General features: G+C 71.5%; 16 protein-coding genes, 1 rRNA gene and 1 pseudogene. 12 read left to right on the top strand and 6 right to left on the bottom strand.

Features of this window, described 5'->3' with window-relative positions; all coding sequences use genetic code 11:
- From rrf to ADL03_RS27850, 3 genes are all read left to right on the top strand, one after another.
- Nucleotides 1-95: ribosomal RNA gene (rrf, locus tag ADL03_RS27860) — 5S ribosomal RNA — on the top strand; the annotation flags it as partial.
- 483 nt (nt 96-578) lie between these two features.
- Nucleotides 579-2,120 carry a deoxyguanosinetriphosphate triphosphohydrolase family protein gene (locus tag ADL03_RS27855; RefSeq protein ID WP_053736517.1) on the top strand — a complete coding sequence of 514 codons (1,542 nt, stop codon included), beginning with the start codon at nt 579-581 and terminating at the stop codon, nt 2,118-2,120.
- 148 nt (nt 2,121-2,268) lie between these two features.
- On the top strand, nt 2,269-5,061 hold the full coding sequence (locus ADL03_RS27850; RefSeq protein ID WP_053736516.1) for a S8 family serine peptidase: 2,793 nt from the start codon (nt 2,269-2,271) through the stop codon (nt 5,059-5,061).
- 204 nt (nt 5,062-5,265) lie between these two features.
- Here ADL03_RS27850 and ADL03_RS48795 read toward each other — a convergent pair whose 3' ends face one another.
- Nucleotides 5,266-5,892, bottom strand: a complete 627-nt coding sequence (locus ADL03_RS48795; RefSeq protein WP_197288703.1) for a hypothetical protein — start codon at nt 5,890-5,892, stop codon at nt 5,266-5,268.
- A gap of 691 nt (nt 5,893-6,583) precedes the next feature.
- Between ADL03_RS48795 and ADL03_RS27840 the strand changes: the two genes are divergently transcribed.
- The 3 genes from ADL03_RS27840 to ADL03_RS27835 are packed head-to-tail and all read left to right on the top strand — an operon-like array spanning nt 6,584 to nt 8,207.
- Nucleotides 6,584-7,261 carry an acVLRF1 family peptidyl-tRNA hydrolase gene (locus ADL03_RS27840; RefSeq protein WP_053736514.1) on the top strand — a complete coding sequence of 226 codons (678 nt, stop codon included), beginning with the start codon at nt 6,584-6,586 and terminating at the stop codon, nt 7,259-7,261.
- 30 nt (nt 7,262-7,291) lie between these two features.
- Nucleotides 7,292-7,693, top strand: a complete 402-nt coding sequence (locus ADL03_RS48790; RefSeq protein WP_197288702.1) for a hypothetical protein — start codon at nt 7,292-7,294, stop codon at nt 7,691-7,693.
- Entirely contained in the window at nt 7,623-8,207 is a 585-nt protein-coding gene (locus ADL03_RS27835) for a SigE family RNA polymerase sigma factor (RefSeq protein WP_255353415.1), read from the top strand. Before ADL03_RS48790 ends, ADL03_RS27835 begins: the two co-directional genes overlap by 71 nt.
- A gap of 88 nt (nt 8,208-8,295) precedes the next feature.
- Here the strand turns inward: ADL03_RS27835 and ADL03_RS27830 are convergent, their stop codons facing one another.
- A complete protein-coding gene (locus ADL03_RS27830; protein ID WP_053736513.1) occupies nt 8,296-8,664 on the bottom strand; it encodes a hypothetical protein in 369 nt (122 codons plus the stop codon).
- A gap of 74 nt (nt 8,665-8,738) precedes the next feature.
- Between ADL03_RS27830 and ADL03_RS27825 the strand changes: the two genes are divergently transcribed.
- On the top strand, nt 8,739-9,212 hold the full coding sequence (locus tag ADL03_RS27825) for a GNAT family N-acetyltransferase (protein WP_053736512.1): 474 nt from the start codon (nt 8,739-8,741) through the stop codon (nt 9,210-9,212).
- Here ADL03_RS27825 and ADL03_RS27820 read toward each other — a convergent pair.
- Entirely contained in the window at nt 9,196-9,813 is a 618-nt protein-coding gene (locus ADL03_RS27820) for an NAD(P)-dependent oxidoreductase (protein ID WP_053736511.1), read from the bottom strand. The genes ADL03_RS27825 and ADL03_RS27820 overlap by 17 nt on opposite strands.
- Nucleotides 9,810-10,691 carry an EamA family transporter gene (locus ADL03_RS27815; RefSeq protein WP_231642327.1) on the bottom strand — a complete coding sequence of 294 codons (882 nt, stop codon included), beginning with the start codon at nt 10,689-10,691 and terminating at the stop codon, nt 9,810-9,812. Before ADL03_RS27815 ends, ADL03_RS27820 begins: the two co-directional genes overlap by 4 nt.
- Nucleotides 10,692-10,770: 79 nt before the next feature.
- Between ADL03_RS27815 and ADL03_RS27810 the strand changes: the two genes are divergently transcribed.
- A complete protein-coding gene (locus ADL03_RS27810; RefSeq protein WP_053736510.1) occupies nt 10,771-11,658 on the top strand; it encodes a LysR family transcriptional regulator in 888 nt (295 codons plus the stop codon).
- 1,012 nt (nt 11,659-12,670) lie between these two features.
- Here ADL03_RS27810 and ADL03_RS27805 read toward each other — a convergent pair.
- Nucleotides 12,671-13,435: an SDR family oxidoreductase gene (locus ADL03_RS27805; RefSeq protein ID WP_053736509.1), complete on the bottom strand. Its 765-nt coding sequence runs from the start codon at nt 13,433-13,435 to the stop codon at nt 12,671-12,673.
- Between the two features lie 149 nt (nt 13,436-13,584).
- Here ADL03_RS27805 and ADL03_RS27800 point away from each other — a divergent pair, with 149 nt between their 5' ends.
- The 4 genes and pseudogenes from ADL03_RS27800 to ADL03_RS27785 all read left to right on the top strand — a co-directional run bounded on the left by ADL03_RS27800 (nt 13,585) and on the right by ADL03_RS27785 (nt 18,489).
- Nucleotides 13,585-15,213 (top strand): ABC-F family ATP-binding cassette domain-containing protein, encoded by a 1,629-nt coding sequence (locus ADL03_RS27800; protein WP_053736508.1) that lies wholly within the window; start codon nt 13,585-13,587, stop codon nt 15,211-15,213.
- Between the two features lie 166 nt (nt 15,214-15,379).
- Nucleotides 15,380-15,598 (top strand): annotated as a pseudogene (locus ADL03_RS27795) (helix-turn-helix domain-containing protein); the annotation flags it as partial.
- Between the two features lie 58 nt (nt 15,599-15,656).
- On the top strand, nt 15,657-16,472 hold the full coding sequence (locus tag ADL03_RS27790; protein ID WP_053736507.1) for an enoyl-CoA hydratase/isomerase family protein: 816 nt from the start codon (nt 15,657-15,659) through the stop codon (nt 16,470-16,472).
- A 130-nt stretch (nt 16,473-16,602) separates the two neighbouring features.
- On the top strand, nt 16,603-18,489 hold the full coding sequence (locus tag ADL03_RS27785; protein ID WP_157529386.1) for an ABC transporter ATP-binding protein: 1,887 nt from the start codon (nt 16,603-16,605) through the stop codon (nt 18,487-18,489).
- 187 nt (nt 18,490-18,676) lie between these two features.
- Here ADL03_RS27785 and ADL03_RS27780 read toward each other — a convergent pair whose 3' ends face one another.
- Nucleotides 18,677-19,243, bottom strand: coding sequence for a hypothetical protein (locus tag ADL03_RS27780; RefSeq protein WP_053736505.1), 567 nt, complete (start codon nt 19,241-19,243; stop codon nt 18,677-18,679).
- Nucleotides 19,244-19,347 lie beyond the last annotated feature (104 nt).

Below are 19,347 nucleotides of genomic sequence, written 5' to 3'. Positions count from 1 at the left end.
AAACACCCGGTCCCATTCCGAACCCGGTAGTTAAGCCCTTCTGCGCCGATGGTACTGCACTGGTTACGGTGTGGGAGAGTAGGTCGCCGCCGAACTTACGTACAGAAGCCCCTGAGGGTCGAGCGCCACAAGCGCTCCCCTCGGGGGCTTTCTGCATTCCGCTCCTCGCGCACTTCCGCCGGCGCTTCTTCTCACACCGCTGCCTGTCACCTCGCCCCACGCCTTGACGGCCGCACCGCCCTACCTGCCTACCGCCTCGCCAGCCCGCACATCACCCGCCAGCCCGCACGTCACCCAGCAGCCAGCCGATCACCAGTCGCCTGTTGCACGTTGCCCGCGCCGACCGACCCCCACAGCCGGCCACCCGCAGCACCCTGGCCAAGTCTCACCCGATCCGGTGAACGTTGTCCGGATCCCGTCCTCTCCTCGTCTCTTCTCTGTCCGACCACCAACGACCGTCCGAAACCCATGGTCATCTCCGCCGCCGTACAAGGAATCGCGAGAGGGGGCACAGGAGTCGGTGCAGACGAACCCGGAGTCGAGCAGGAGAGCCCACCCACCCCCGGTACCTTCTGCACATGCACAACGAGCAGCGCATCGCCCGCCGGTCCGGTGGCACGGGCCGGACCGCCGACCTCGCGACCAGCCCCTTCCGGGTGGACCGCGACCGCGTGGCGAGCTCCCCGTTCTTCGCGCGGCTCGGCGGTGTGACGCAGGTGGTGAGCTCCACCGGCTCGGGCCTGCTCGTCCACAACCGCCTGACCCACAGCCTCAAGGTCGCGCAAGCCGCCCGCGCCATCGCCGAGCGCCTCACCACCCGGCCGGAGCTCACCGCGGTGCTGGAGAAGCTCGGCGGCTGCGACCCCGACGTGGTGGAAGCCGCTGCCCTCGCCCACGACCTGGGCCACCCGCCCTTCGGGCACCTGGGCGAGCAGGTGCTCGACCGCCTGGCCCGCCACCGCTTCGGTCTGCCCGACGGCTTCGAGGGCAACGCGCAGTCGTTCCGCATCGTCACGACCACCGATGTCCGCGGGCCCAAGGCGCTCGGCCTGGACCTGACCGTTGCCGTGCGGGCCGCGATGCTCAAGTACCCGTGGACCCGCCACCAGGACCTTGGTCTGCCGATCGCGCCCCGCGGCGCGGCCGAGCCGGCGGAGATGCCGGGCACCGGCAGCTCGAAGTTCTCGGCGTACGTCACGGAGATCGGCGATCTGCGGCAGGCGCGCGAGCCGTTCGACGGGCGGGTCGAGGCGTGGCAGCAGACGGTGGAGGCGAGTGTCATGGACACCGCGGACGACATCGCCTACGCCATCCACGACCTGGAGGACTTCCACCGGGTCGGTGTGCTGCAGCACGCGACGGTCGCGGCCGAGTTCGGCACGTGGCAGGCGCAGGCGTTGGAGCTCGCCGGGTTGAGCGACGCGGAGCTCGAAGCGGAGATCAGGATGCCGGGGCGGTCGCTGGAGACGTTGCGGCGGCGCATGCACCTCAAGGACTCCTGGGTGATGAGCGACGAGGCGTTCGCGCTGGCGGTGCGCAAGGTCAGCAAGGAGTTGGTGGACGGGTTGCTGGCGGTGCCGTTCGACGGGTCGGTCGAGGCGGAGCAGCAGGTTGCCGGATTCAGTGCGCGGTGGACGCGGCGGCTCGTGGACGCGGTCGGGGTGATCGAGGAGCCGACGCCGAGGTCCGGGCACGTGGTGCTGGCGGTGGCGCAGTGGCACGAGGTGCAGGTGCTGAAGTTCGTGCACCGGCGGTTCGTGTTGTTGCGGCCGGACCTGGCGTTGCACCAGCGGGGGCAGGCGCGGTTGCTGAGCTCGCTGGTCGACGCGTTGGAGCAGTGGGTCACGGACCGGAGTGAGGCGGACCGGTTGCCGCGGCGGCTGCACGACCTCGTGGAGCTGGCCGAAACGGAGTACGCGGCGCTCGCCCGGACGGAGCCGTCCACATTGGTCGGTCCGACCGGGGAGATGCCGGCCGGGCCGGACATGATCCGCGGCCTGGCGAGGGGGAGGGCCGTGGTGGACTTCGTCGCGTCGCTCACCGACAACCAGGCGGCGGCGCTCCTGGAGGCTCTGTCCGGGCGAACCGGTCAGCTGTGGACTGACGCGTTTGTTCTGTGAAGTGTGATTGCGCCTGCTAAGTGAGAAGTAGTCCAAAAGGATGCTGACTGTGATCAGTCGTGCACCATACGTTGGCGCCTCGACCGGGATCATCCGGTCGTAGGCCGCGTGTTCTCGGGGGCACGCCAACGGCGGGGGAGAAGACCCTGTGCGACGATCTCGAAGAGGCACGAGACTGGTCACGGCGGGTACCGCGGTTCTGCTGGCCGCGCTGACCGCGGTCACGCCGGCGAACGCGGATCCGGTCAAGGCGTCGAAGTCCATCAACGACCGCACGGCGGCGCAGATCGCCGCGTTGCAGAGCATCAAGAAGTCGCTCACCCCGGCTGAGTCCAAAGTGGACAGCGCGCTGGTCGTCGAGTCGCGCAAGCGCGTCCAGGTCGGCGTCACGGGTGCCCTTCCGCAGGTCCAGACCGGTGTCGCGGTGTCGTCGAACAGCACGACGCTCGTGGACGTCCGGGCCAAGCAGTTCTCCGACGACCTGGTCAACGCCGTCCGTGCCGCGGGCGGGCAGATCCGGGCGGTGTCCTCCGAGAACCGCACGGTGCGCGCCGAGGTTCCGCTCGCCAGGCTCGCCGACATCGCCGGCCGCGCCGACGTCGCCCGCGTCGAGCAGGGCAGCGACGCGATGACGCAGGGCGTGGAGAACAAGCGGGACAAGAAGAGCAAGAAGCCCGCTGTGTCCAAAGAGGACAAGGCGAAGCAGATCGAGCGCCGGCTCGCCGAGAAGCAGGTCGCGGTGCAGGCCGCCAAGGTCAGTGAGAGCGACAAGACCCACAACGCCGAGGCCGCGCGTGGCTCGTTCCACGTCACCGGCGTCGGCGTGAAGCTCTGCGCCCTGTCGGACGGCATCTCGTCGCTGGCCGTGTCGCAGGCCGCGGGTGAGCTGCCCGCCGTCGACGTCGTCCCGGGCCAGGAGGGCTCCGGCGACGAGGGCACGGCGATGCTCGAGATCCTGCACGACCTCGCGCCCAACGCGGAGCTCGGCTTCGCCACGGCGTTCAACGGTGACGCGAGCTTCGCCGACAACATCAAGAAGCTGCGCTTCCAGCTCGGCTGCGACGTCATCGTCGACGACGTCATCTACTTCAACGAGTCGCCGTTCCAGGACGGCATCATCGCGCGCGCGGTCGACGCGGTCGCCGCCGACGGCGCGGTGTTCTTCTCCAGCGCCGGCAACCAGGGCAACGTCGCCGACGGCACGGCCGGCCACTGGGAGGGCCAGTTCGTCGACTCCGGTGTCGGCGTCGGCAAGTTCGCGGGCACCGCCCACGACTTCAACCCCGACCCCAACGCCAAGCAGCTGTTCAACCCGCTGTCGAACTACTCCGGCGACACCCCGGTGACGCTGCACTGGGCCGACCCGCTGGGCCAGTCGTTCAACGACTACGACCTGTACCTGGTCAACGCCCAAGGCAACGTTGTCACCTTCAGTCAGAACAACCAGGACGGCGCCCAGGACCCCTACGAGCGCCTGACCACGCCGACGAGCTCCACCGGCACGCGGCTCGCGGTCGTGAAGTTCCGCGGTGAGGACCGGCACTTCGCGCTCTCGCTGTTCGGCGGCCGCTTCGCCGACTCGAACGACGGCCTGAAGAAGTTCGTCACGCCCGGCATGACCCGCGGCCACTCCGCCGCGAAGGGCGCGATCTCGGTCGCGGCCGCGCCCGCCGCACAGGCGCTGCCGTTCGACCTGGAGCCCGGTGATCCGGCCAACCCGAAGGGCCCGTACCCCGGCGCCTTCGACAGCGCGCAGAAGCCGGAGCGCTTCACCTCCGACGGCCCGCGCAAGACGTTCTTCGCCCCCGACGGCACGCCCCTCGCCGAGACGCGCCAGAAGCCGGACATCACCGCGGCCGACGGCGTGACCACCTCGGTCAGCGGCTTCAGCCCGTTCTTCGGCACCTCGGCCGCCGCGCCGAACGCCGCCGCCATCGCCGGTCTGATCCTGTCCGGCAACCCGACGCTCACCCCCGCCGAGGTCAAGGAAGCCCTTGTCACCACGGCGATCGACATCGTCGAGTCCGGTGTGGACAACCGCACCGGTGCCGGCATCGTGATGGCCGACCGCGCACTCGCGCACACCGGCGCCTCGCCGCAGGCACTGGCCCGCGCGCAGAAGCCGACCATCGTGAACGACAACGACGGAAGCGCTTTCCTCAAGCCCGGCACCACCTCCACGGTGACCGTCCCGGTGACCAACGGCGGCGACGGCACTGCCGCGTCGACCTCGCTCGTGCTGACCACGCCGACCGCCGGCGTGACCATCGCGCCGCGTTCGAAGTACTACGGCAACATCGACGTCGGCCAGACGGTGTCCAACACCTTCAAGGTGACCGTGCCGGCCACCGCGGGCCTCGGCTCCGCGGTCCGTCTCGACGCACGCGTGACCTTCGCGGGATCGACCTCGCCGACCACGGCGACGTTCAGCCTCCGCGTCGGCGAGCCGTCGCGTGAGTTCAAGACGTTCGCCTACACCGGTCAGCCGATCGCCATCCCGGACAACGACCCGACGGGCGCCACGGTGTCCCTGCCGGTCACGGGCGTCGGTGCGGCGTCGAACCTGAAGTTCTCCATCGACGGGGCGACCTGCTCGACGGCGGACGGCGCCACGACGGTCGGCATCGACCACACCTTCGTCGGCGACCTGGTCGGCACGCTCACGGCGCCCTCGGGCAAGTCGGTCACGCTGTTCTCGCGCAGCGGCAGCCTGGGCAACAACATCTGCCAGGCCGTGTTCGACGACTCGGCCGCGCGGGCGTTCTCGTCCGTGACCTCGGCCGATCAGCCCTTCACGGGGACCTGGCGGCCGGCGGGGACGTTGTCCTCGCTGCTCGGTGAGGCCGCCGACGGCACCTGGACGTTCAAGGTGGCCGACGTGGTCAACTCCGACAAGGGGTCGATCCGCGCGGTGACGTTGCACGTCGCCGGATGGGTGTGAGGTCTGAGGTAGAACAGTGGTGGGTGAGACGGGCTCCGGTGCACAAGCGCCGGGGCCCGTTTCGTCATCAGGGACTTCGGCTGTCGCCCTGGCGCCGGGGTGATGCCCTGGCTCCGGTGACGCCTCGCTTCGCTCGACACGGCCGGGAACAGCAAGAAGGCCGCCTCCCCGACGGGAAGCGGCCCTCCTGGACAGCTGGAACGACTAGCGGTTCGGCCACTCCCACCGGATCCCGAACACGCCGGGTCCGAAACCGAGCGCCACCGCGTGCACGCCGCCACCCGAGTCGAGGGTGAGGTTGCGGCGGCGGGACGGGGTCTCGTCGCCCGCGGGCACGCTGTACTGCTGGACGCGCGACGGGAGGTTCGTCTCGTCGAACCGGACCTCGATGACGTACTCGCGGACCGGCAGGCGGAACTTGCGGGCGAACGTGTTGTTGCCCTTCGGGGCGTGGCCCTCGGGGAACACCAGCTGGTACTCCATGATGAGGGTCTCGCCGCGGGTGAGCGGGCGTTCGAACATCATCTCCGCGACCATGATGTTGGCCTCGTGGTCGCGGGCGATGCGGCCCAGGTGGCAGTTGCGCACGTTCACGATCTCGGGGAGCACGTCGGACTCCTCGGTCTCGAACACGAGCGCCCACCGGTCGGGGCCGTCCTGTTCTGCGCGCAGGATCTGGCGCACCCACACGGACTTCTGCCCGCCGTCGGCAGAGATCTCGATGCGGTCGTGCTGGCTGATTCGGCCCAGCTTCAGGTCGGAGGTGGTGTCGACCTTCGACAGCAGGTTCGCCACGCGTTCGCGGCGGGCCCACAGAGCGTCGATGGGCATCATGGTCGTCGGGCGGCAACGGCGTCCTCGGGGTCGAGGTGGGCCGAGCAGCGCCGAGAGACCGGACTGAGGTACGCCGAGGACCGACTCGAGGTGACGAAGTGCTTCCAGCGACTCCGGCCGCTCGGGCCTTCGCCGTCCGGACTGCCAGTAGCTGAGCGTCGCGACACTGATGGTCACTCCGCGCAGCGCCAACCGGTGCTGGATGCGGTCGAGGCTGAGGCGGCTGGCCTTGATCGCAGCTCGAAGAGCCTCCGGGAACGGTCCCGTGGTCAAGAGTTGCGTAAGGCTGCCGTGGGCCGTTGAGTCGCTGTCGTCAACGGTCAGTGTTGGTCGACCGGCAGCAGTGGTCATGGTGACTCCCCGCTGTCATAAGATCACGCCCCAGTGACCCTACCCGCCCGTGAACTGCGCTGGTCGGAGCCGGATGGAGTCAATGGTTAATCCATACGGTTGACGAGTTCACGCTTTGGAGACTCATCTGTCAAGCGTTTCAAACCGATCAGTAACATCCGCGCGCTGCTCACGCCTCGTGTCGGGGTGGTTCTAATGTGTGCACGGTGACCCCGCTTCCACGGGACCGCGCCGACGCCGGCTCCCGGTGCGGGCCGGCGGTCCAGACGGCCCCTCCGAGTGCCAACGGGTGGGAAATGGCCAGGAAACGCCGCATGTCGCGCAGGGTGTCGCGGCCGTGAGCCGGGTCCGGCCGGTGCCCGGCGGGCGGGCCGTCGAGGTCGAGCCCGAGCGGCTGCACGGGTGGATCGCCCGGTTCGCGGAGCGTCACGGACCTGTCGAAGCTCACATCGCTGCCAACGTCGTCATCACCGCCGCAGACGGAGCAACGGCGACGTTCGTCACTCGCGGCGGCGCGACGGTGGAAGAGGTCGTGGAGAGGCTGGCCGAACCGCGGCGGGTCGGGCTGGTGCTCGTCCGGCTCGGCGGTCACAGCGTCGGTGTGGCGTTCGGTGACCGGGTCGAGGTGTCCGCGACCGACCGCAAACAGGTGCACGGCCGCATCCGGGCCGGCGGCTGGTCGCAACAGCGGTTCGCCCGCCGCAGGGAGGGGCAGGCGCGGGTCGCGTTGCAGGCCGCCGCCGACGACGTGGTCCGGGTGCTCGTGCCCAGGCTCGCCCAGCTGGAGAGCGTCGTGCTGGGCGGTGACCGGCAGGCGCTCGACGTGCTGCGCAACGACCGCAGGCTCACGGGCGTCTTCGACATCGCCGAGGACAGGGTCCTCGACGTGCCCGAGCCGCGGCGCGCGGTGCTCGACGAGGCCGCGCACCGGGCCCGCTGCGTCGAGGTCGTGATCCAGGACACACGGGCAACCGGGCCGGGGGCCGGCCGCATGGAGACGGGTGAGGGTGCCTGAAGGGGCGCCACTGACCTGCTGGAGCCGCAAGTGCGCAAACGAATGGTGATCGTGGCGGGTGCCGTCGCCCTGGGAGCCGTGGGCATCGCCGTGCCCGCACTCGCCCTGAGCGGTGGTGGCGGCACGCCGGAGCACCCGCCGACGACCTCGGCGCCGGCCCCGACCTCCTCCACGGCACAGCACCCGCCGACCACGCCACCGCCCACGTCGCTGCCGACCACCCCGCAGTACCCGCCGACCACGGTGCAGCCGCCGGTCTCCACGACGCCGGGCCTGCCGTCGACCCCGCCGCGGCCGACGACGATCCTGCCGACGCCGCTGCCCACCACCTCGCAGCCGCCGGCGGCCACCACCCCCCGACCTGCGCTGCCGCCGACGACCTGGACGCAGCCCGCGACGACGCCGCCGGTCTCGTCGACGCCGGCCGGGTGAGGAGCCACCGCTGAACTGGGAGGCCGAGTTCACCGACTGCTTCGACCGCTGCGCCGGCTCGATGCGCTTCACCGCGTTCTTGCTGTGCGGCAACTGGCACGAGGCGGAGGACGTCATGCAGTCGGCGTTCTTGAAGCTCTACCTGGCCGGTCCGAAGCTCGCGGACCGGTCGGGGCTCGAACCGTACCTGCGGCAGATCGTCGTGCGGACGTTCCTCGCCGAACGCCGCAAGGTCCGCTGGCGCAGGGAGAAACTCACCGACGCGCCTCCCGAGGGCCTGTCCTCCGTCGCAGGGGCGGAGGACAGGCTCGTCGTGTGGCAGGCGCTGTCCGCCGTGCCCGCACGGCAACGTGCCGTCCTCGTGCTGCGCTATTGGCACGATCTCAGCGTCGAGGACACCGCCGCCGCGCTGAAGTGCTCGACGGGCACGGTGAAGTCGCAGAGCAGCAAGGGGCTGGAGACCCTGCGGCGCAAGCTCGGTCCGGAGTTCGACCACCTGAGGCTGGAGGTGTGATGGTTCGCGAAGACGACCTGCGGGCGACTTTCTCCGCTCTGCACGCGGAAGGGGCGCCGCCGCCCGCCGTCACCGCCGCCGACCTGGTTCAGCGCGGCCGGGCCGTGCGGTCCCGCCGGCGCGCGGTCGCCGTGGCCGGAACCGGGCTCGCGACCGTCGGTGTCGTGGCCGTGGCGCTGGCCGTGCTGCCGGGCGCCACCCCACCGGAACCGCTGACGCCGGGCCCCTCCTCCACCTCGGTGCCGGCCCCGCCGACCACGGCGCCTTCCCCGACCTCGGTCGAGCGGACGCCGCTCTCGACGACACCGCTGTCGACGACATCGCTGTCGACGACATCGCTGCCCGGCGGACCGCCGCGGTCCAGCACGCCGGGAACGGTCCCGCAGACGCCGCCGCCCGCGACGTGGCCGCCCGGCACGACGCAGCAGCCGCCGACGGTACCGAACACGACGTCCACGCCACCCGGCTCGGTCCTGGACCTCCCCGCGACAACCGCGCCCTCGGCGACGCGCTGAGCGGCACAATCCGGGCATGAGCAACCGAGTCCGCCTGGTCGAGGTCACCGACGCCAACCGTGCCGCCGTCACGGCCGTGCGCGTGCTCCCCGGTCAGGAACGTTTCGTCGCCTCCGTGGAGAGGTCGTTCCAGGACGCCGAGGAGCACCCGGAGGGCAACCCCTGGTACCGCGCGGCATACGCCGGTGACGTGCCGGTCGGGTTCGTCATGCTCAGCTGGGACGTGCCGCCCGCGCCCGGCCTGCTCGGGCCGTACTTCCTGTGGCGCCTGCTCATCGGCGCCGGGCACCAGGGCCGCGGCTACGGCACGGCGGTCCTGGACGAGGTCGTGGCACTGCTGCGCGCGGACGGCGTCACCGAGCTGCTCACCAGCTACGTTCCCGGCGAGGGCTGTCCGGAGCCGTTCTACCGCGGATACGGCTTCGTGCCGACCGGTGCGGTGGACGACGGCGAGGTCGTGCTGCGGCTGGACCTCAGCTCGCGACCGTGAAGTGCCGGTCCACGCCGGGGTTCTCCAGCTCGTCGAGCACCGCGACCGCCAGGTCCGCGGCCGAGATCGCGGACGGGCCGGTGAGCAGCTCGTCCACGCCGCGGCGGTAGGTGCCGGTGCGCTCGCCGGGTTCGAGCAGCGCGGGCGGGCTCAGGTAGACCCAGTCCGCCGCGTGCGCCCGGCACGCCTCCAGCTGGCGCACGCTCGCCGCCGCGATCGGACGGATGTGCGGTGGCACGAAACGGGTGTCGTCGAGCACCAGTCCCGTTCCGCCCGGCGACCGCAGCGGCGCGGCACCGCCCACGACGATCATGCGCGTTGCGGCGGCGAGTGCGGCGTCCAGCAACGCCGTGGTGGTCGGCCCGACGGTCGCCTCCTGTCCCGGTCGTGGCCGGGTGGCGGCGACCGCACCGTCCACTCCGGACAGAACGGCGGTGGTGAACGCGTGGTCCGCCGCGTCACCGCGCACGACCCGCACACCGGCGGGCACCTCGGTGACCGTGCCGCGGAACACCGCCGTGACGTCGTGCCCGCGCCGCACCGCCTCGGTGACGACCTCCGCGCCGACCATGCCCGCGGCGCCGATGACAGCGATCTTCACCGGAGAGCTCCCTCGGCGAGCACGGGTGCGGGGCGCTGGCTCGCGACGATCGCGGCCAGTGCGAGGGCGAAACCGGTGAGCTGCACGGGACCGAGCGTCTGGCCGAGCACCACGACCCCGAGCAGCGCGGCGACCATGGGGGAGAGCAGGCCGAGCACCGAGACCGACGTGACCGGCAGCGTGGTGATCGCGCGGAACCACAGCACGTAGGCGAGCAGCCCGCCGACCCCGCCGAGCCACAGGTACCCGAGCGCCGCCGCGGGACCGATCGCGGGCGGCGGCCCCTCGACCAGGAACGTCACCGGCACCAGGAACAGCCCGCCCGCGCTCAGCTGCCACCCGGCGAACGCGGTCGGGCTCACCCCGGCCGGCCGTCCCCACTTCTTCGTCAGCGTCACGCCGAGCGCCATCGTGGCCGCCCCGCCCAGCCCGGCCAGCACCCCGATCAGGTCGAACCCGGCTGCCGGCCCCAGCACCACCAGGCCCACGCCGACGACGCCGACCACGCCCCACGCGAGCTTCCACGCCGACGGGCTCTCCTTGAGCACGCCGACCGCGAGCAACGCCACCACGAGCGGCTGAGCGGCCCCCAGCGTGGCCGCGACGCCACCCGGCAGGCGTTCCGCCGCGACGAACAGGAACGGGAAGAACAGGCCGATGTTGAGCACGCCGAGCACGGCGGCCCGCCACCACCACGACCCGCGCGGCAGCGTCCTGGTGAACGCCAGCGCGACCAGGCCCGCCGGCAGCGCGCGGAGCAACCCGGCGAACAGCGGGTGCCCCGCGGGCAGCAGCTCGGTGGTGACCACGTAGGTCGAGCCCCACACCACCGGCGCGAAAGCCGCCAGCGCGATGCGGGGGAAGTCGTTGTTCTGCACGTGATCCAGTCTTGGTGAACAGGGTCGATGAGTCCAACGCATGTTTGTCACGTGATCCATCGTGATTCAAGATGGACGGGTGGAACTCCAGCAAATGCGGTACGTGGTGGCGGTCGCCGAGACCGGCAGCTTCACGAGGGCGGCGCAGCGCTGCCTGGTCGTGCAGTCGGCGCTGAGCCACCAGATCGCCCGCCTCGAACGCGAGCTCGGCGCCCGCCTGTTCGACCGCACCAGCCGCAGCGTCCGGCTGACCCCGGCGGGTGCGGCGTTCCTGCCGGCCGCGCGGCAGTGCCTCGACTTCGCGCAACGCGCCGTCGCCGAGGTCGCGGCCGCCGTGGGGGAGGTGCGCGGCCGGGTCGTGGTCGGCGTGATCCCCACCGTCGCCGCCGTGGACCTGCCCGCCGCCCTCCGGGTGTTCCGCGAGCGGTATCCGCAGGTCCAGGTCGCGCTGCGGATGCTGCCCAGCCACGAGCTGGTCGAGCAGGTCCGGCAGGGCGCGCTCGACCTCGCGTTCCTCGGGCTGCCGCCGACCACGCGTCCCGAGGGCGTGCGCGGACACGAACTGGCCCGCGACGAGCACGTGGCCGTGGTCGCGCCCGAGCACCGCCTGGCGGGGCGGGACGAGGTGGACCTGCGGACGCTCGCCGAGGAGCTGTTCGTGGACTTCCCGGCCGGTTCGCCCGGCCGCACGCAGTCCGACCAGGCGTTCGCGGCGGCGGGGCTGACCCGTGGGGTGGCGTTCGAGGTGACGACCGCGGAGCTGATGGCCGGGCTGATCCGGGAGGGCCTCGCGATCGCCGTGCTGCCGTCGCGGTACGCGCCGCGGCTGGGCGGTGTGGTGACCGTGCCGGTGGTGGACGGGCCGTCGCGGGTGGAGCATCTCGTGTGGAGCACGGCCGGGCTGACGCCGGCTGCGGCGGCGTTCCTGGCGGTGCTCGGTGTGCCCGGAAATGTCGGTGGTGTCTGAGAGGATGAAAGCAGGGGGCCCCCGGGAGGGGACCCCTGCGTGAGCGTGTCGTTCAGCTGCGGGCGTGTCGTGAGGGCGAACGCTTGCCTGGGTCTGCGGATCGGCTCATGGGCGAGGTGTTCGCCTGCCGTCGCGGGCGCGGCTCGCCGCACCCAGCCGCCCGCTTCGGTTGCGCGGCCACCCGCGTGCGGCTTAGCGCGCCGTCGCAGGCGGGTGATCCGGCTCGCCGCACTCGGTTACCCGCTCCGGCTGCGCGGCCACCTGGGTGTGGCTCAAGCCCGCCGTCGCGGGTGTGTGACCAGGCTTGCCGCACTCAGTTGTCCGCTCCGGCTGCGCGGCTACCTGGGTGTGGCTCAATCCCGCCATCGCGGGTGTGTGACCAGGCTCGCCGCCTCCAGCCTCGCTTCAGCCGCGCGGACCGCTTGCGTGCGACTCAGCCCCCGTCACAGGCGCGACCCCGGCTCGCCGCATGCACCCGCCGCCCGCTCTGGTCGTGCGCCACGCGCGTGCGGCTTAGCCCGCCGTCGCGGGCGTGCGACCAAGCTCGTCGCATCCAGCCGCTCGGGCCGCTTGCGTGCGGTTCAGCCCACCCGTCACAGACGTGCGACCCGGCTCGCCACACCCGGCCGCCCGCTGCGGCCACGCGAGGTGCACGTCGACGTCGCCGGTCCCACCGGGCGGCCGGTGCGGGCCGCGTTCGCGGGCTGCCTGCGTGCGGCTCAGCCCGCCGTCAGAGACGTGCGACCCGGCTCCCCGCATTCAGCCGCCGTTCCAGCCGCGCGGGCCGTCTGCGTGCGGTTCAGCCACTGCTGCGGGCGACCCGACCCGCCGCACCCAAGCCGCCCGTTCCAGCCGCGCAAGCCACGCGTGCGGCTCAGCCCTCCCGTCGCAGGCGCACGCCCCAGCACCCCAGCCGCGCAGGCCCCTGCGTGCGCTTCAGCCCGCCCGTCTCAAGCACGCCCCAGCACCCAGCCGCCCGCCCCAGCCGCGCAGGCCACCGCGAACGTGCGGCTCAGCCTGCCGTGCCCGTCGCGAGCAGCCCGCCGTCCACCCGCACGGTCTCCCCGGTGATCCACGAAGCCCCGTCCGAGCACAGGAACGCCACCAGCGCGGCAACGTCCTCCGGCGTGCCGAGGCGCTTCATCGGGTACTGCTGCTGCGCCTCCTCCTCGCGGCCGCTCCACAACGCCTCGGCGAACTTCGTCTTCACCACCGCCGGTGCGACGGCGTTGACCCTCACCTTGGGCCCGAGCTGCCACGCCAGCTCCTCGGTCAGGCGGATCAGCGCCGCCTTCGACGCCCCGTACGCGCCGATCACGCCGGTGGAGCGGATGCCGCCGACGGACGCGACGTTCACGACCGCGCCGCCGTGCTCGCTCATCCACGCCTTCCACGCGAGCTGCACGAAACCCAGGGCCGCCACCACGTTGACGTCGAAGATCTTGCGCACGGCCGCGAGGTCGGCGTCCATCAGGAACCCGAACTGCGGGTTGATGCCGGTGTTGTTGACCAGCACGTCCAGGCTGCCGAACTCCGCGACCGTGCGGGACACGGCCTCCTCGCGCGCGGCGTCGTCGCCCGCGTTGCCGGCGACCGTGAGGACGCGGCCGCCCGTGTCGGCTTCGAGCTGCGCGGCGGCCTCCGCCAGCTGGTCGGCCTTGCGGCCGGTGATCGTCACGGCGGCGCCGCGGGAGAGCAGCTCGCGCGCGATGCCGAGGCCGATGCCGCGGGAAGCGCCGGTGACCAGCGCGGTCTTGCCCGAGAAGTCGTCGCTCATGGCCGGTGAATCTATGCGTCCGGCCACACGTGGGAAATTCGGTGGGCGACAACCCGTAGAATGGTCCGCGTGATCCTCCTCGAGTAGGCCGAACCGGACGTGCCGACCTTTTGCCGTATCCGGATTTTCTCGACTGCTCGGAGTTTCTCTTGATCACCGCAACCGACATGGAGTTGCGCGCGGGCTCACGCATTCTCGTGAGCGGCGCCAACCTGCGCGTCCAGCCCGGCGACCGGATCGGCCTCGTGGGCCGCAACGGCGCGGGCAAGACCACCTCGCTGCGCGTTCTCGCCGGTGAGGGCCAGCCCTACGGCGGTTCCGTCACGCGCAAGGGCGAGCTCGGCTACCTGCCGCAGGACCCGCGTGAGGGCGACCTGTCGGTCATCGCCAAGGACCGCGTGCTGTCCGCGCGCGGCCTCGACCAGCTGCTCCGCGAGATGGAGAAGGCCCAGACGAAGATGGCCGAGCTGGTCGACCCCGGCGAGCTCGACGTGGCCGTCACCCGCTACGGCAAGCTCGAAGAGCGCTTCGCCGCGCTCGGCGGGTACGCCGCCGAGTCCGAGGCCGCGCGCATCTGCTCGAACCTCGGCCTGCCGGACCGGGTGCTCGCGCAGCCGCTGAGCACGCTGTCGGGTGGTCAGCGCCGCCGCGTCGAGCTGGCCCGCATCCTGTTCGCCGCCTCGGAGGCGGGCATCGGTGCCAAGTCGAGCACGATCCTGCTGATCGACGAGCCGACCAACCACCTCGACGCCGACTCGATCACGTGGCTGCGCGGGTTCCTCAAGTCGCACGACGGCGGTCTCGTCGTGATCTCGCACGACGTGGAGCTGCTCGACGACGTCGTGAACAAGGTGTGGTTCCTCGACGCCATCCGCGGCGAGGTCGACATCTACAACCTCGGCTGGAAGAAGTACCTCGAAGCCCGTGCGACGGACGAGAAGCGCCGCCGCCGTGAGCGCGCCAACGCCGAGAAGAAGGCCGGCGCGCTGATGACGCAGGCCGCCAAGATGGGCGCGAAGGCCACGAAGGCCGTTGCGGCGCAGAACATGGCGAAGCGCGCGCAGAAGCTGCTCGACGGTCTCGACGACGTGCGCCAGAGCGACAAGGTCGCGAAGATCAGCTTCCCGGCGCCCGCCCCGTGCGGCAAAACCCCTTTGATGGCAGAGGGTCTGAGCAAGTCCTACGGCTCGCTGGAGATCTTCACCGGCGTCGACCTCGCCATCGACAAGGGTTCCCGCGTCGTCGTGCTCGGGTTCAACGGCGCCGGCAAGACGACGCTGCTGCGGTTGCTGGGCGGCGGCGAGAAGGCCGACGCGGGCAAGGTCGTCCCCGGCCACGGCCTGAAGATCGGCTACTTCGCGCAGGAGCACGAGACGCTCGACCACGGCGCGTCGGTGTGGGAGAACATCCGGCACATGGCGCCGGACGAGCAGGAGCAGCGGCTGCGGTCGTTGCTCGGCACGTTCCTGTTCACCGGCGAGCAGCTGGACCAGCCCGCGGGCACGTTGTCCGGTGGCGAGAAGACCCGGCTGGCACTGGCCGGTCTGGTGTCCTCCGCCGCGAACGTGCTGCTGCTCGACGAGCCCACCAACAACCTCGACCCGGCCTCGCGCGAGCAGGTGCTCGACGCGTTGCGGCGCTACGAGGGCGCGGTCGTCCTCGTGACGCACGACCCCGGCGCGGTCGAGGCGCTGGAGCCCGAGCGGGTGATCCTGCTGCCCGACGGCACAGAGGACCACTGGTCGGAGGACTACCTCGAGCTCGTGCAGCTCGCGTGATCTCCACCCACCAAAGGACTACCGAGCGCACCCTTTGATCAACTGAGCGTGATCGAATCGACCGTTCGGCGATCTCTTGGCTTGATCACCTGGCGTTCTGCGTGAACCTGTTCGATCATTGCGACGACAGGGGCCGTAGAACGGCCCGACCTGCTCGTACGGAAGGCGGGACGAGGTGGCTGACCTGAAGAAGGGTGCCCGGATCACCGGCGCCACGCGGGACAAGCTGGCCGCTGACCTGAAGAAGAAGTACGAAAAGGGCGCGAGCATCCGGGCTCTGGCCGAGAGCACCGGGCGTTCCTACGGCTTCGTGCACCGGGTTCTGTCGGAATCCGGCGTCACGCTGCGCGGCCGCGGTGGCGCCACCCGGACGAAGAAGAAGTAGCCACAACCCAGACTGCTACTCTCCGGTAACTAGCTTCTAGTCCGCCGGAGGTAACGCCATGCCAGTGCCCGCAGTCGACGCTGGTGTGCTCGAGCGCGGTGGCGTTCGGCTCGCGCTGACCGGACCGGTCGCCACCATCACGCTCGATCGTCCCGACGTGCTCAACGCGCAGACGCCCGCCACCTGGCAGGCGTTGCGGCACATCGGTGAGCAGCTGGACCCGGACGTCCGCGTCGTGGTCGTCCGGGGTGCCGGCCGTGCCTTCTCGGCAGGGCTGGACCGGCGCATGTTCACCGGTGAGCCGGTCGACGGAGAACCCGGTGGCCTGCCGGGGATGCTCGCGCTGCCGCCCGCCGAGGCGGACGCGCGGATCGCCTCGTACCAGGCCGGGTTCACCTGGCTGAGCGACCCGGCACGCGTGACGATCGCCGCCGTGCAGGGGCATGCCATCGGCGCGGGCTTCCAGCTGGCGCTGGCGTGCGACTTCCGCGTGCTCACCGAGGACGCGCAGTTCTGCATGGCCGAGACCGGGCTGGGCCTGGTGCCCGACCTCGGCGGCACGCTGCCATTGGTGCGCCTCGTGGGCTACTCGCGCGCGGCCGAGATCTGCGTGACCTCCCGGCGGGTGCCCGCCGACGAGTCGCTGCGGATCGGCCTCGCGAACTCCGTCGTGCCCGCGGCCGACCTCGACACGGCGGTCGAGGCGCTGGTCGCGTCCGTGCTCAAGCCGATGGCGGGCGCGGTGACCGAGACGCTGGCGCTGGTGGCGTCGGCGGCCTCCGGCGTGCCGCTCGCCGACCAGCTGGCCGCCGAGCGCGCCGCGCAGCTGCGCCGGATCCGCTCGCTCGCCGAACTGATGTCCGCCCAGGGCTGACGGCCCGGAACCGACGGTTCGGGCGGGTGTCCGCTCAGAGCTGAACGAGCTCTCCAGGCGTTCTGTTCAGGAATTGTCGGACCGCTGTGCTGTTCTTAGAGGCGTGGACGGCTACAGCTCCTGGCGATTCATGATGGGGGTGACCGCGGACGCGCCGACGAAGGTGCGCCGCGGCACCTTCCGGCGCGTACTGGCCTTCGCCCGGCCGCATCGGGCGAAGCTCGTGGTGTTCCTCCTGCTCACGGTGGTGTCCTCGGTCCTCGCCGTGTCGACCCCGCTGCTCGCCGGTCGCGTGGTCGACGCGATCGTGGGCGGCGCCGTGCCCTCGGTGGTGGTGTGGCTGGCCGTCGTGATCGCCGTGATCGCGCTGGTCGACGCCGGGCTGGGGGTCGTGGAGCGGTGGCAGTCCACGCGCATCGGCGAGGGACTGATCTACGACCTGCGCCGGGCCGTGTTCGGCCATGTGCAGAAGATGCCGGTCGCGTTCTTCACCCGCACGCGCACCGGTGCGCTGGTGTCGCGGCTGAACAACGACGTGATCGGCGCCCAGCGCGCCTTCACCTCGACGCTGTCGGGCTTCGTCACGAACATCATCCAGCTGGCCCTGTCGCTGGGCGTGATGTTCACCCTGTCGTGGCAGGTCACCGCGCTGGCGCTGGTGCTGCTGCCGGTGTTCGTGCTGCCCGCCAAGCGGATGGGCCGGCGGATGGCCGACATGCAGCGCGAGGCCTCCGCGCTCAACGCCTCGATGGTCACCCAGTCGACCGAGCGGTTCTCCGCTCCCGGCGCGACCCTGGTGAAGCTCTTCGGCCGCCCCGACCGCGAGGAGCAGGAGTTCTCGGACAAGGCCGCGCAGGTCCGCGACATCGGCATCCGCACCGCCATGGCCACGCGCTGGTTCATGACCGGCCTCACGCTGGTGTCGGCGCTCGCGCAGGCCCTGGTCTACGGCCTCGGCGGCTACCTGGCGCTGACCGGTCACCTGGCCGCCGGCACCGTGGTGTCGCTGGCGCTGCTGCTGACCCGCCTCTACGCGCCGCTCACCGCGCTGGCCAACGCCCGTGTCGACGTGATGACGGCGCTGGTGTCGTTCGAGCGGGTCTTCGAGGTCCTGGACCTGGAGCCGATGATCCAGGAACGGCCCGGCGCCCGCTCGGTGCCCGACGGCCCGGTGTCGGTCGAGTTCGACGACGTCCGGTTCGCCTACCCGTCCGCGGCGAAGGTGTCGCTGGCGTCGCTGGAGTCGGTGGCCACATTGGACACCCGCGGCGGCGAGGAAGTGCTGCACGGCATCAGCTTCAAGGCCGAAGCCGGTCAGCTGGTCGCGGTGGTCGGCTCGTCCGGCGCCGGCAAGTCGACACTGGCCTCCCTGGTCCCGCGCCTGTACGACATCGACTCCGGTGCCGTCCGGCTGTCCGATGTGGACGTACGAGACCTCACGTTCGACTCGCTGCGCTCCACGGTCGGCGTGGTCACGCAGGACGGCCACCTGTTCCACGACACGATCCGCGCGAACCTGGAGTACGCGTCGCCGGGCGCGTCCGACGACGAGCTCTGGGACGCGCTGCGGCGGGCCCGGCTGCTCGACCTGGTCACCTCGCTGCCCGACCAGCTCGACACGGTGGTCGGCGAGCGCGGCTACCGCCTCTCCGGCGGTGAACGGCAGCGGCTGACGATCGCGCGCCTGCTGCTGGCGAAGCCGCGCGTGGTGATCCTGGACGAGGCGACCGCGCACCTCGACTCCGAGTCGGAGGCGGCCGTGCAGGCGGCGCTCACGGAGGCGTTGCTGGGCCGGACGGCGCTGGTCATCGCGCACCGGCTGTCCACGATCCGCAACGCCGACCAGATCCTCGTGCTGGAGCACGGGGACATCGTGGAACGCGGCACGCACACCGAGCTGATGGCGGCGGAGGGCCGGTACGCGGACCTGTACAACACGCAGTTCGCCGAGCCGCCCGTGGTCGAGGTCTTACCGACGCGGAAGTTCAGCGCGCGTGCGGAGGCCGCGACGTCCTGACCGGCGCCGCCTGCGCACGCGGCGGCCGGTGGCCAGGGGTTGGCGGTTGGACCGGGCGAGGTGGCCTGGGCGGGGTGGCTGGATTTCGGTGCCGCGCAACGGCTGGGCGCCGCGGTGCTGTGGACGCCGAGTGCCGTGGCGCTGGAGCGGAAACGGCTGTGCGGACCGGGCCGCGGGGTTGCCGTGCTCAGGCCCGTGGGCGATCCGTTCCGCCCGCCGGGCTCTCGGCTGCGAAGAGCGGCCGGAGCGCGGCACCGACGAGCATCCCCTCCACGTACCCGATCACCGCCGCGATCCCCAGGCACGCCCAGAGCGACAGGCCCGGGTGCTTGGCTGCCACCAGCGGCACCGCGGCCGTGTACACCGCCGTCCCCGTCAACCCCGCCAGCAACGACACGGTGAACGACGGTGTGAGCATGTCCGCAGTCGCCACCACGGCGCGGAACAGCAGGAACGGCGCCGCGCCCGGCACGATCGCCTCCAGCGTCGAGCCCGTTCCCGCGGGGGTCGCCACGACCGAGCCGACCGTGGCGGCGAGGAGCAGTCCTGAGGTGAGGCCGGCGACGAACCGCGCTGAGGCGCCGGGGATGGTGTTCACGCCGAAGCTGATCAGCAGCGTGCTCACGGTCGCCACGCCGGTGCACAGCAGCGGTGACAGCCACCAGGCGGAGCCGGGAATCAGCGGGTCGGCGAGCAGCAGGACGGTGATGCCGAGCAGAACACCGGTGAACGGGACGTTCCACGTACCCCTCATGACGGCGACCGTATCGATCGCCGAAGCGTCGCGCGGCCGAAGAGGCGCGTCTGGCCGCAAGCTGCCGCCCCGTCAGCCATAGGGCGGACATCAGGGTCAGTGGG

Source organism: Nocardia sp. NRRL S-836 (assembly GCF_001279525.1).
Taxonomy (GTDB): Bacteria; Actinomycetota; Actinomycetes; order Mycobacteriales; family Pseudonocardiaceae; genus Lentzea.
Note: the sequence above shows the minus strand (reverse complement) of the source record. Positions and strands in the feature narration are given on the sequence as shown.

Excerpts from the sequence above, each read along its gene's own strand:
- ADL03_RS27790 (WP_053736507.1), top strand. The coding sequence starts at position 15,657 with ATGCCAGTGCCCGCAGTCGACGCTGGTGTGCTCGAGCGCGGTGGCGTT.
- ADL03_RS27825 (WP_053736512.1), top strand. The coding sequence starts at position 8,739 with ATGAGCAACCGAGTCCGCCTGGTCGAGGTCACCGACGCCAACCGTGCC.
- ADL03_RS27805 (WP_053736509.1), bottom strand. The coding sequence starts at position 13,435 with ATGAGCGACGACTTCTCGGGCAAGACCGCGCTGGTCACCGGCGCTTCC.
- ADL03_RS48795 (WP_197288703.1), bottom strand. The coding sequence starts at position 5,892 with ATGCCCATCGACGCTCTGTGGGCCCGCCGCGAACGCGTGGCGAACCTG.
- ADL03_RS27855 (WP_053736517.1), top strand. The coding sequence starts at position 579 with ATGCACAACGAGCAGCGCATCGCCCGCCGGTCCGGTGGCACGGGCCGG.
- ADL03_RS27785 (WP_157529386.1), top strand. The coding sequence starts at position 16,603 with ATGATGGGGGTGACCGCGGACGCGCCGACGAAGGTGCGCCGCGGCACC.
- ADL03_RS27780 (WP_053736505.1), bottom strand. The coding sequence starts at position 19,243 with ATGAGGGGTACGTGGAACGTCCCGTTCACCGGTGTTCTGCTCGGCATC.